Origin of the sequence: uncultured Merdimonas sp. (assembly GCF_963929015.1) — a bacterium.
Taxonomy (GTDB): Bacteria; Bacillota; Clostridia; order Lachnospirales; family Lachnospiraceae; genus Merdimonas.
The window spans coordinates 492,232-504,854 of the sequence record NZ_CAWVHE010000013.1 but is presented as its reverse complement, the minus strand read 5'-3'; the positions used below and the strand labels follow the sequence as shown (position 1 = coordinate 504,854).

The window sequence follows — 12,623 nt, the reverse complement described above, 5'->3', positions numbered from 1 at the left end:
CTTAGTCATTGATCGTTTCCTTTTGGACAGAGGAAGCATTTTCCCGGCGGTAGCGAATGGGCGTGATGTTATAGCTTTTGCGGAACGCCTGTGTAAAATAGGACTGGGAAGAGAATCCAACGGATTCCGCAATGGATGAGATTGAGTGATCGGTGTCCCGTAAAAGGGTGCAGGCAGCCTCCAGACGACGCTGATTCAGATACTGGATGGGAGACTGGCCGGTATACTTGGCAAAAGAGTGAGCCATATAGTATTTGTTCATATGGGTCAGTTCCGTCAGAGTATCCAGGGTGATGGAATCGGCGTAGTTGGCGTCCAGATATTCTTTGATCTGGGCGCATTCTTTGGTCATGTGTGTAGGGGCGATGGGCACCGGGATCAGATGCTGGGAGCGGATGATCCGAAGGATCAGGATTTCCAGCAGATTCTGGCAGATCTTGTCAGAACCATAGGACCGGTTGCGGATCTCATAGAGCATCTGGGCAAAGAGATCCGAGATTAGCGACTGGTTGCTGAAATTACAGAAAACCTGGGCGTGCTCTTTGCCGGATTCCAGCTGGAAGGAAATACCTTCCAGCCCGATCACATAATACTGGAGCGCAGTATTCAGCGTGGATTGTTCTGTATGCTCCATATAGGGAGGCACGATCACCAGATCGCCGGTCCTGATCTTATAAGATTTGTCCCGGAAGAGAAACTTTCCTTCTCCGCCTACCACAAAGAAAAGTTCAGTAAAAGGATGGGTGTGGAGAACACTTCTCCAGTCTTTCTCATCTTTGGAAAAAGAAATGGATAACAGGCGGACATTCAGTTTTTCTACGTCTGAGGTCTGGACGGAATATTGTCTGTGGCTCATATGCGTTCTCCTTGCATTAGTAGATTGGTTTACAGGAAGGATCAGGCTCTGGTGGCAGAATCCAGGGTGGGAGGATAGGGCCGTCCCGCAATCAGGACGCTGCCGTCTGTAAATCCTTCCGGCCGGTCTATTAACGACTGGATGAGACAGGACCGGAGTGTGTCAATGCGGTCCCGGCAGGATGGATCCTGGATCCGGTCGGTCAGTTCATGGGGATCCTGTGCAAGATCAAAATACTGTTCCTGCCCGGTGGAAGAGTGCCAGATGAATTTGTCGGATCCGGTCACGATCCAGTGGTTGGAATACTCCCCGTAAGAATGTTCTCCGTGAAGCCAGGGGCGTACAGTTTTTTTGGGATCAACAGCCAGGGAAAGTAATTCGTGGCCGTCAACGCTTTCAGGGATGGGAGCGCCGGCGATGGTAAGCAGTGTGGGCATGACATCCCTTAATTCCACCACACTGTGGCAGACGCTTTGGGCTTTGATCTGCGGAAGCACATTTTTTCCGGCCGCGATCAGGAGGGGGATGCGGCAGCTGCCTTCATAGGGCCTGGACTTGCGGAACATGTGATGGTCGCAGAGCTCTTCTCCGTGATCCGCAGTGAAAATGATAACGGAGTCATCGTAGAGTTCCTGTTCTACCAGAGCCAGGATCAGGCGGCCGATCTGATGGTCCAGATGTGTAATGCAGGCATAATAGCCGATCTGTGCCTGCCGGATCAGTTCCGGATCAGAAGGCCCGGTCTTGGAATCAAAGATCCGGCCGTTTTTCTGCAGGTCTTCTTCGGTCTCCCAGCTGCCGACAAATGGTTTTCTTAGATCCTTGTCTTTGTAAAGGTCGAAATAATGAGAGGGCGCGTCAAAAGGCGGATGAGGTCTTAGGTAGGACGCCATCAGGAAGAAAGGTTTCCTGGGGTCTCTGCGCCGGAGGAAATCCAGACTCCGGTCAGTGACCCAGTTGGTGGGATGGTATTTTTCTTCATGGGTCCAGGGCCTTGCAAGAAAGCTGTTGCAGTCAATGCCGGTATCGGTCACATCGGCGTCTGCGCCCAGTTCCTGCTTAAGCCAGTGGAAATAGTCGTCAGCCACAAACTGGGATTCCTGATACGGAACACTGGCATAACGGGCACAGTGGAGATATCCGTCGTGGAGATCCACATTGTGGAATCCCAGATAATTTCTTAAGGGATGTACATGCATTTTTCCGACGCACTGGGTATAATATCCGGCTTTGGATAATTCTCCTGCCATCGTATGGGCGTAATTCCATGGGGTATTGTCTTCGTAGCCGACTCTGCCGTGATGGCTCTGCTCCATGCCGGTGTGGAGGGCTGCCCGTGCGGCGATGCAGCTGGGGCATGCGCTGTAGGCTCGGTCAAAGACCACGCCTCTGGAGGCAAGCGTATCCAGATAAGGCGTTTTTACGTCCGGATGCCCGGCATAGCCAAGGGCGTCTCCCCGGAGCTGGTCGGTCATGATCAATATAATATTAGGCTGTTTCATAGTCTGACTCCTTTTGATTTTTCACAAATGTAAAGAACTGTACATTGCTTCTGTTAGTAACACAATAATACAATCAGAAGGGAAAAGCAAGCTGCGGGGTAGATGAAATAAGAAAAAAAAGGTATAATAATTGGAAGTTGGAAGAAAGGGTGTGTGGGGAAATATGGGTATGGTATTGATTTTTTTTATAGTGAGTATTATTTCCTGCGGGGCAGGATCCATCTGCGGGATTGGCGGAGGGGTGATCATTAAGCCTGTGCTGGATGCAACGGGGATCATGAGTGTGAGCAGCATCAGTTTCCTTTCCGGGTGTACGGTGCTGTGCATGACGGTGGTGTCTGTTTACCGGAATATGAAGTCCGGAACGGCAAAGATCGATCTGAAGATTTCTACCGCTCTGGCAGTCGGGGCGGCTGTGGGCGGCCTGATCGGAAAAGCCATGTTTGAATCTTTAAAAGAAGCTGCAGGGAATGAAGATCTGGTGGGATTTACCCAGGCGGTGGTCCTGATCCTGATCACGCTGGCCACTCTGATCTATACGGTCTGCAAAGAAAAGATTCACACCCGGCACTGTACCCGGATCTGGGTGTGCGTGGCAATCGGACTTTTGCTTGGAGTCATGTCCAGTTTTCTGGGAATCGGAGGAGGCCCCATCAATCTGATGGTGCTGGGATATTTCTTTTCCATGGGCACCAAAGATGCGGCATTGAGTTCTCTCTATATCATCATGTTTTCCCAGATCACCAGCCTGGTACAGACATTTGCCTCTGGAAATATTCCGGAGATGGAGATCGCATATCTGGTATTCATGATCATCGGCGGCATTATGGGCGGCACGATCGGAAGCCGGATCAATAAGAAGATCAGCGATCACGGGGTGGACAAACTGTTTATCTTCCTGATGGCGGTGATCGTGCTGATCAACATTTACAATGCACTGAAGTTTTCGGGAGTCCTGGGATAAGCAGGGATGCGAAAATCCGCAGGGGAAACTGGCGGAAAAAACAGCGCCGGAAAGGAGGAGCATATGGCTGCAGATGCACAGAACGTTTTGGGGGAAGATGAGATCAGACACATGATCCCGCTGGACCGGATCAGCGGATACGAAGTACGTCCCGGTTTTTACAGTTATGAGGGAGCGACGCCGATCCCCGGCGGGGTGAATTTTACTGTACATTCCCACGGGGCGGTATCCTGCGAGCTTCTTCTTTATCACAGAAAGGAGCCGAAGCCCTATGCGGTGCTGCCATTTCCGGAAAATTACCGGATCGGCGATGTATATTCCATGATCGTATTTGGGCTGAATGTGGAAGAATTTGAATATGCCTACCGGGTGGACGGCCCCTATGATCCGGCAAAGGGGCTTTTGTTTGACAAAAGCCATGTGTTGCTGGACCCTTATGCAAAAGCGGTGACAGGGCAGAGTACCTGGGGGAAAAAGATCAGCGCCGAAGGATACCGTGCCAGGGTGGTCCGCAGTAATTTTGACTGGGGAACCCAGGGACAGCCCAGGATCCCCATGGAGGATCTGATCATTTATGAAATGCATGTGCGGGGCTTTACGAAGCTTGCAAAAGATGTGAGTGCGCCTGGAACCTTTCTTGGCATCCGGGAGAAGATCCCGTATCTGAAAGAGCTGGGGATCAACGCCATAGAACTGATGCCGGTTTTTGAATTTGACGAGCTGGCCGGGCGAAGGATCGTAGACGGAAAAGAAGTACTGAATTACTGGGGATACAATACAGTCAGTTTTTTTGCCCCTAACACCAGTTATGCCTCGGCGGTGGAGTATAATCAGGAAGGGCTGGAATTCAAGCAGCTGGTCCGGGCGCTCCATGAAAACGGCATGGAAGTGATCCTGGATGTGGTGTTTAACCATACGGCGGAGGGAAACGAGGACGGGCCGGTTATTTCTTTTAAAGGTTTTGATAATAATATCTATTATCTGTTGACGCCGGAGGGGTATTACTATAATTTCAGCGGCTGTGGAAACACCATGAACTGTAATCATCCGGTGGTGCAGCGGATGATCACAGACTGTCTGCGCTACTGGGTCACCACCTACCGGGTGGATGGATTCCGGTTTGACCTGGCTTCGATCCTGGGCCGGAATGAGGATGGATCACCGATGGAAAAGCCGCCGCTTTTGCAGGCCCTGGCCTGTGATCCCATTCTGGCGGATACCAAGCTGATCGCGGAAGCCTGGGATGCGGGCGGACTTTATCAGGTGGGGGCGTTTCCGGCATTTCACCGGTGGAGTGAGTGGAACGGGCGTTACCGGGACGACCTGCGGGAATACTTAAAAGGCGGACTGTGGTGCGCCGGCGCGGCGCTGGAGCGGATTGCAGGATCCGGGGATCTGTATGATCCGGCGATCCGGGGGAAACATGCGTCTGTGAATTTTCTGACCTGTCACGATGGATTTACGCTTTATGATCTGTATTCTTACAACCAGAAACACAACGAAGCCAACGGCTGGGAAAATACCGACGGCGCCAACGACAACCGCAGCTGGAACTGCGGCTGGGAGGGGGATACCAAAGATCCTGCGGTTATGAAGTTAAGGATGCGACTGATCCGCAATGCCTGCGCGGTCCTGTTTGCCAGCCGGGGAACGCCTATGTTCCTGGCAGGGGATGAATTTTGCAATACCCAGTTTGGCAATAATAATGCCTACTGCCAGGATAACGAGATTTCCTGGCTGGACTGGGGGAGACTGGAATTATTTCCGGAAATCCACCGGTTCTTCCGCCAGATGATCCGTTTCCGGAAAGCACATCCGGCGATTCGGGGAAGCGTGTCTCCGGCGGTCTGTGGTCTGCCGGAAATCAGTTTTCACAGTGAGACGCCCTGGATGGCTCCTTCGGAAGGAAGTAAGGTGGGAGCGGTTCTGTTTGCAGGGTATGATCCGAAACGAAAGAAGGACGACATTGTTTATGTGGTCGTCAATCCGTACTGGGAGGCAGTGGAAGTATGGCTGCCCAGGCTTCCGGACGGGAGGAAATGGTATATGAAGGTCAATACCAGCGCAGAAGGAAAGGAGTTTCGGGATTCACCGGTTCTGATCCGCAATGACCGGGTCCTGGCCGGAGCGCGTTCCGTTATGATATTAACAGATGAGAGGAAAGAAAGATGATTATATTAGGAAAAGAACAGATCGAGGAATTGATGGACTGTAACATGATGATGGACCAGATTGAAGAATGCTACCGGATCTTTCGGGCAGGGACTTACTATATGCCGCCAAGACCCGTGATCGAGCACGACAATAAGACGCTGATCTATATGCCCTGCTACACAGAGGAGATCATCGGGACAAAGATGCTGACCATGTTTCCGGAGAATGCAAAGCTGGGACTGCCTTCCATCGATGGGCTGGTGATCTTAAATGACCAGAAAACAGGAGCGCCCCTGGCGGTTCTGGACGGGCAGTCTGTGACTGCCTGGCGGACAGGTGCCGTAGGCGGGACGGCTATCCGGCATCTGGCAGACAAGGACGCGCATACGGTGGGGATCATCGGCGCCGGGACCCAGGGATTTTACCAGGCTCTGTATGCCTGTGCGGCCAGAGAGATCCGGCAGGTGTCGGTGTACAATCACAGTGGCAGGGACCTGACGGAATATCTGGAGAGGCTGAAAAAAGCTATTGATAATCCGGGTGTAAAGGTAGTACAATGTAAGACAGCGGAGGAACTGGTAAGACAGAGCGAGATCATCTGTACGGCCACGCCTTCGACTGTGCCGGTGCTTCCTGACGACAGGGAGTTGTTAAAAGGAAAATGTATCGTTGCCATCGGTTCTTATACGCCGGAAATGCGGGAGATCCCGGATGCAATCTGGGACGTGGCAGAACGGGTATATATTGAGCTTCCTTATGCCTGTGAGGAAAGCGGCGATTTGAGTCAGCCGCTGGCGGAGGGAAGGCTTACCAGAGACCGGGTGGTGCTGATGAGCGATTACCTGGCTTCCGATGAGCGGGAAGAATCCGGAAATGGAAAGACCACATATTTCAAATCCGTTGGAATGGGCCTTTTTGATGTGTGTATCGCACAAAAAATATTAGAGATAGCAAAGGAGAGGTAATTATGAAAATCGTAGCAACAGAAAAAGCGCCTGCAGCACTTGGACCGTATTCACAGGGATATATCCACGGAGGAATGTTCTACTCCGCAGGACAGCTGGGAGCAGATCCGGCTACCGGAAATCTTGCAGAGGGAATCGAGGGACAGGCTGACCGCGCCTGCCAGAATATGGCGGCTGTACTGGAAGCGGCAGGAACCTCTTTTGATAAAGTTGTAAAGACTACCTGCTTCCTGGCAGACATGGGAGATTTTGCTGCATTTAACGAAGTATACGCTAAATATTTCACTTCCAAACCGGCAAGAAGCTGCGTGGCAGTTAAGACGCTTCCGAAGAACGCGCTGTGCGAGATCGAAGTGATCGCGGCGGTAGAAGAATAAAAGCAGAGTCTGAAAACGAAGCAAAGAAAAGAGGTTATCAGAAATGGCAGAACAGCAAAATGGATGCTCTCCATCCGACTGCGCCGGATGTGCACATGCGGACAGCTGTACCAGTAAGCCTGTCGACTTTAAGAAGCCGGCCAACGCTCATTCCCGGATCGGGAAAGTGATCGCGGTGGTCAGCGGGAAAGGCGGTGTGGGCAAATCCATGGTCACAGCGTCTCTTGCAAGGATCATGCGGGAGCAGGGATTTTCCGTGGGCATCCTGGACGCAGACATTACAGGCCCGTCCATCCCGAAGATGTATGGGATCCATGAGACAGCAAGAGGAAACGGGGAAGAGATTCTTCCGGCAGAAGCAAAGGACGGGACAAAGATCATGTCCGTCAATCTGCTTCTGGAGCACGAGTCCGACCCAGTGATCTGGAGAGGGCCGATCATCGCAGGCGTTGTCACACAGTTCTGGACTGACGTGATCTGGGGCGATCTGGACTATCTGTTCGTAGATATGCCGCCGGGAACCGGCGACGTGCCGCTGACCGTATTCCAGTCTCTGCCTGTAGACGGCGTAGTGATCGTCACATCCCCTCAGGATCTGGTACAGATGATCGTAGAAAAAGCCTACAATATGGCAGTGCAGATGAACATCCCGGTACTGGGCGTGGTAGAAAATTACAGCTATCTGGTATGCCCGGACTGCGGAAAGAAAATATCCGTGTTTGGCGAGAGTCATATAGACGAAGCAGCCGCAAAGCTCGGAATTCCGGTGCTTGGCAAGATGCCCATAGACGCGGGACTTGCACAGGCTGTGGAAGAAGAAAAATTTTATGAGGTCAGCAATGAATACCTGGCCGGAGTAGTGAATAAGATGTAACGCAATTTGGGACGTAGACCTTTTGCAAAGGTCTACGTCCCAAATTGCGTTTTGCGGTGTCCCAAATTGCATTTCAGGGTGTCCCTTTTTGGCATTAGGGGTGTACCCGTACCCTGTTGCCAAAACCCATGCCTATGCAATACGAAAAACAGAAAATGGCTAAAAGAGAAGGGAGTTGACAAAAAGAACGTCTGTTTGTATAATAAATATATCGAACAAATGTTCTTTTTGCAGTGTGTTGGGGACGTAGACCTTTTGCATTTTACCGCGTCTGGTTTTGCATTTACCGCGTCCCCATTCGGGAGGTGATACTATGTGGCTCCAGGAATCGATGGATCTGTATGAGAAGCTGGAGATTCTGACGGATGCGGCCAAGTACGATGTGGCCTGCACGTCCAGCGGTGCGGACAGGCGGGGGGACGGCGCCGGCATGGGCAGTTGTGAGCGTGCGGGGATCTGCCACAGTTTTTCTGCGGACGGGCGGTGTATTTCTCTTTTGAAGATCCTGTTCACCAATGAGTGTATCTATGACTGTAAATATTGTATCAACCGCCGGAGCAACGATGTGCGCCGGGCTTCTTTTACGCCGGATGAGGTGTGTACGCTTACGATGGAGTTTTACCGGAGGAATTATATTGAAGGGCTTTTCCTAAGTTCCGGGGTGTTGGTGAGCCCGGATTATACTATGGAACTTTTGTACGCTACTTTGTGGAAACTGCGCCGGGAGTGCCGTTTTCAGGGGTATATCCATGTGAAGGCGATCCCGGGAGCCAGCCGGGAACTGGTGGAGCGGATGGGATTTCTGGCTGACCGGATGAGCATCAATCTGGAGCTTCCCACAGCGGAAGGGCTGAAGATGCTGGCGCCTCATAAAACCCGGCAAAAGATCCTGGAGCCTATGCGTCTGGTGCAGACAAGAATGATGGAAAATAAGCAGGAGATCCAGCTGTACCGGGGCGGGCCAAAGTTTGTCCCTGCAGGACAGAGTACGCAGATGATCATCGGGGCCACGCCGGAGACGGACTACCAGATTGTCCGGGTGGCCCAGTCCCTTTATGACAAATTTGATCTGAAGAGGGTGTTTTATTCCGCCTTTGTCCATGTCAATGACGATGCGGCGCTTCCTGCCAGGACAGACGCAGGACCGCCGCTTCTTAGGGAACACCGGCTGTATCAGGCGGACTGGCTGCTGCGGTATTATCATTTCCGAGCAGAGGAACTTCTGTCTGAGGATCAGCCGAATTTTAATATTCACTTTGATCCGAAATGCAACTGGGCGCTGAATCATCTGGAGCAGTTTCCGGTGGAGGTGAACCGGGCGGACTACCGGACGCTTTTACGGGTTCCGGGGATCGGATACAAGTCTGCCTCCAGGATCGTGAAGGCCAGAAGACTGGGAGTCCTTGGGTTTCAGGATCTGAAGAAAATGGGCGTGGTTTTGAAGCGGGCTCTGTATTTCATTACCTGCCAGGGTAAGATGATGTATCCCGTCAGGATGGAAGAGGACTACATTGCAAGAAATCTTCTGGAAACAAAGGAAAAACTGCCGGCTGAAGTGAGAAATCTGGGATACCGGCAGCTGTCACTGTTTGATGATGTAAGATTCAGGGAGAATGTGATCGTGTGAGGACCATTTATATTTGTACAGATTCCGTGCCAGGGATCTATTCGGGAATTTATGACGCCTGGAAGCAGGCAGTGGTAAACCGGCAGGAAGGCTGCGGGATCGCGCTGAAAGGCCAGGTGGAGCAGGAGCTGTTCTGCGAATACACGGAGGTGGAGGAAGATCTGAAAAAAGCGGCAGCAGTAGACCGGCTGATCTGGAAAAACATGGGAGAGAGGGCCAGGCGGGATTTTTCTTACGCGCTGCTGTCAGAGGATCCGGAGAAGGGAAATGCAGTGCTTGGAACCATGTTTGCGGCAAGAACTATTGCAGACAGTCAAAAGATCATGGAACACCTTAGTCATCCCATGGTGGAAAAAGTGTTTGAATTAAGTCGTGCAGTGGGTGGAGAAGCACATAACTTCAAGGGCTTTCTAAGGTTTCGGGAACTGGAAAACGGGGTGTTGTACGCTGCGATCCGTCCCAGGGCCCGGGTGCTTCCCTGCCTGGCCCCGCATTTTCAGGATCGCCTCCCGGGAGAAAACTGGATGATCCACGATCAGCGGCATGGACAGTATGTAATCCATGAAGCAGGGAAAAATTGGGTGATGGTGCAGCAGGAGCCGGAAGGAAAGAACCGGGAGGGGCGGGGAGATGCAGAAGAGGAATTTTTGACACAGGTTTCTGATGCGGAACGGCAGTATGCGCGGCTGTGGAGAGGGTTCTGCCGGGCGATCAGCATTGAAGAAAGACGCAATCCGGCCTGCCAGCTTCAGCATCTGCCATTCAGATACCGGGACGGGATGACAGAATTTCTTGCAGAAGAGTTTCCGGGTGTGGTAAGATGAGGAAAGTAATCACAACCCGGAAAAGGAATGTGGTGTTGGCGCTGTTTCCTTTCCGGAGTGTGAGACAGAATGATCGCACAAGGAAGAGATGTCTATGGATACAGAAAGGCCGCTGATCCGGATTTCGGTCCGTAATCTGGTGGAATTTATCCTGCGAAGCGGAGATATTGACAACCGGACTTCGGGGGCGGATAAAGACGCCATGCTGCTGGGGGGCAAGATCCACCGGAAGATTCAACGCAGTATGGGAGCAGATTACCAGGCGGAAGTGTCTTTGAAGATGCAGATCCCCTGTCAGGGATTCAATCTGTCCGTGGAGGGAAGGGCAGACGGCATTCTGCAGACGCCCTCCGGAGTGGTAGTTGATGAGATCAAAGGGATGTTTATGGATCTGGACGTTTTAAAAGAACCGGTACCGGTCCATCTGGCCCAGGCAAAATGTTACGCTTATATTTACGCGGTTCAGCACGACCTGGAAGAAATGGGCGTGCAGATGACCTATTGCAATATGGATACGGAAGAGATCCGTCGATTTCAGAGCGCATACCGGACAAAGGAGCTTGAAACATGGTTCCTGGAGGTGGTCGGCCAATATGAGAAATGGGCCCGTTTTCAGATCCGCTGGCAGGAAAAGAGAAATGCTTCGATCAGGGAGGTACAGTTCCCCTTTGCTTATCGCGAAGGACAGAAGAAACTGACGGCTGCAGTCTACCGTACCATCGAGCAGAAAAAGAACCTGTTTATCCAGGCGCCTACCGGCGTTGGAAAAACCATTGCCACCGTCTTTCCGGCCGTCCGGGCCATGGGAGAAGGGCTGGGGGAAAAAATCTTTTATCTGACTGCCAAAACCATTACCCGCACCGTGGCCTGGCAGGCCTTTGAGACCCTGAGGGAGCAGGCTCTGCGAATGAAAGTGATCGTGCTGACGGCAAAGGAGAAAATATGTTTCTGTGAAAAAACAGAGTGTAATCCCGATGCCTGTCCCTATGCGAAAGGACATTTCGACCGGGTGAATGACGCAGTCTACGAGCTTTTGACCACCACAGATGCCATTGGCCGGGAAGTGATCGAAGAACAGGCCAGAAAATGGCAGGTATGCCCCTTTGAAATGGGGCTGGATGTGTCAAGCTGGGTGGATGCTGTGATCTGCGATTATAATTATGTTTTTGATCCCAATGCTCATCTGAAGCGTTTTTTCGGAGAGGGAAATAAGGGAGACTACCTCTTTTTGATCGATGAGGCCCACAATCTGGTGGAGCGGGGCAGAGAAATGTACAGCGCCGTCATCTGTAAGGAGGAGTTCCTCCGGATCAAAAAGCTGGTCAAAGAAGATGATCCGAAATTGTCGAAAAAACTGGAAGACTGCAATAAGCAGCTTCTGATCCTGAAGCGGGAGTGCGACGGCTGCCGTGTTCTTGAAAATGCGGGGAATGTCTATCTGAAACTTGTGTCCCTGATGGGAGAGATGGAGCGATTTCTTGAAGAATGCAGGAAAGAAGAAGTGCGTACGGAAGTGCTGGAGCTTTATTTTTCCGTCCGTTCGTTTCTGGGAGTCTATGAGGATCTGGATGAAAATTATCTGATCTATTCCGAACTTGGCGAGGAGGGGCATTTTTATCTCCATCTTTTCTGTGTCAATCCGGCAAGAAAACTGCAGGGATATCTGGACCGGGGAAGGAGCGCCGTCTTTTTTTCCGCGACGCTGCTGCCGATCCATTATTATAAAAAGCTGTTAAGTACCGCATCCGACGATTATGCAATTTACGCGGAGTCTCCCTTCGATCCGTCCCATCGTTTGCTGCTGCTGGGAAGTGACGTGAGTACGAAGTATAAACTGCGGGGAAAAAATATGTACCGGAAGTATGCCAGGTATCTGTTTGCCGTGGCCCGGGCGAAGGTTGGAAATTATATAGCCTTTTTTCCCTCTTATCGTTTTATGGAGGAAGTGTGTGAAGAATTTCTGGAGCTCCTGGAAGAAAGCAGGGAAGAGATCGACTATGTCATGCAGTCACAGTATATGTCCGAGGAGGCAAGGGAGATCTTCCTGGAGAATTTTGAGGACGTCCGGACTCGCAGCCTGATGGGATTCTGCGTGCTGGGCGGAATCTTTTCGGAGGGCATCGACCTTTCGGAAGACAAATTGATCGGCGCTGTGATCATTGGAACAGGACTTCCCCAGGTATGCCGGGAACGGGAGCTTCTGAAACAATATTTTGACGACAGAGGACTTCGGGGATTTGATTATGCCTATCTCTATCCTGGAATGAATAAGGTGCTCCAGGCGGCGGGGAGAGTGATCCGTACAGACGAAGATCAGGGAGTGATCCTTCTTCTGGACGACCGGTTCCAGGAACGCCGCTGCCAGGAAATATTCCCCAGAGAATGGGCGTCCCGCGGCCGATGCAGTCTGGAAAATGTGACTGAGCAGGTTGCCGGGTTCTGGGAGAAAAAGAATGGAGGAGAGACCAGTTGAAAACAAT

Annotated in this window: 10 protein-coding genes; 8 read left to right on the top strand and 2 right to left on the bottom strand. The window is 51.6% G+C overall.

The genetic code is table 11. The annotated features are described in order from the left end of the window. Window position 1: 1 nt before the first annotated feature. Window positions 2-856: an AraC family transcriptional regulator gene (locus tag ABGT54_RS09490; RefSeq protein WP_346663863.1), complete on the bottom strand. Its 855-nt coding sequence runs from the start codon at window positions 854-856 to the stop codon at window positions 2-4. Between the two features lie 41 nt (window positions 857-897). Continuing rightward, complete coding sequence (locus ABGT54_RS09485; protein WP_346663862.1) at window positions 898-2,358, bottom strand: arylsulfatase; 1,461 nt, start codon at window positions 2,356-2,358, stop codon at window positions 898-900. 169 nt (window positions 2,359-2,527) lie between these two features. On the opposite strand from ABGT54_RS09485, the gene ABGT54_RS09480 reads away from it, so the two are divergent. The 8 genes from ABGT54_RS09480 (at window position 2,528) to ABGT54_RS09445 (ending at window position 12,616) form a co-directional block, all read left to right on the top strand. Then, a complete protein-coding gene (locus tag ABGT54_RS09480; protein WP_346663861.1) occupies window positions 2,528-3,322 on the top strand; it encodes a sulfite exporter TauE/SafE family protein in 795 nt (264 codons plus the stop codon). A gap of 63 nt (window positions 3,323-3,385) precedes the next feature. After that, entirely contained in the window at window positions 3,386-5,494 is a 2,109-nt protein-coding gene (gene glgX, locus ABGT54_RS09475) for a glycogen debranching protein GlgX (protein WP_346663860.1), read from the top strand. Beyond that, window positions 5,491-6,441: an ornithine cyclodeaminase family protein gene (locus ABGT54_RS09470; protein WP_346663859.1), complete on the top strand. Its 951-nt coding sequence runs from the start codon at window positions 5,491-5,493 to the stop codon at window positions 6,439-6,441. Before glgX ends, ABGT54_RS09470 begins: the two co-directional genes overlap by 4 nt. 2 nt (window positions 6,442-6,443) lie before the next feature. Continuing rightward, on the top strand, window positions 6,444-6,818 hold the full coding sequence (locus tag ABGT54_RS09465; protein WP_204907942.1) for a RidA family protein: 375 nt from the start codon (window positions 6,444-6,446) through the stop codon (window positions 6,816-6,818). Window positions 6,819-6,861: 43 nt separating this feature from the next. Continuing rightward, window positions 6,862-7,692: an Mrp/NBP35 family ATP-binding protein gene (locus ABGT54_RS09460; RefSeq protein ID WP_346663858.1), complete on the top strand. Its 831-nt coding sequence runs from the start codon at window positions 6,862-6,864 to the stop codon at window positions 7,690-7,692. A 313-nt stretch (window positions 7,693-8,005) separates the two neighbouring features. Continuing rightward, window positions 8,006-9,319: a putative DNA modification/repair radical SAM protein gene (locus tag ABGT54_RS09455; RefSeq protein ID WP_346663857.1), complete on the top strand. Its 1,314-nt coding sequence runs from the start codon at window positions 8,006-8,008 to the stop codon at window positions 9,317-9,319. Beyond that, the gene (locus ABGT54_RS09450) at window positions 9,316-10,143 is read left to right on the top strand and encodes a TIGR03915 family putative DNA repair protein (protein ID WP_346663856.1); all 828 of its coding nucleotides are present in this window, start codon (window positions 9,316-9,318) and stop codon (window positions 10,141-10,143) included. Before ABGT54_RS09455 ends, ABGT54_RS09450 begins: the two co-directional genes overlap by 4 nt. A 94-nt stretch (window positions 10,144-10,237) precedes the next feature. Continuing rightward, window positions 10,238-12,616 (top strand): ATP-dependent DNA helicase, encoded by a 2,379-nt coding sequence (locus tag ABGT54_RS09445; RefSeq protein WP_346663855.1) that lies wholly within the window; start codon window positions 10,238-10,240, stop codon window positions 12,614-12,616. Window positions 12,617-12,623: the final 7 nt, after the last annotated feature.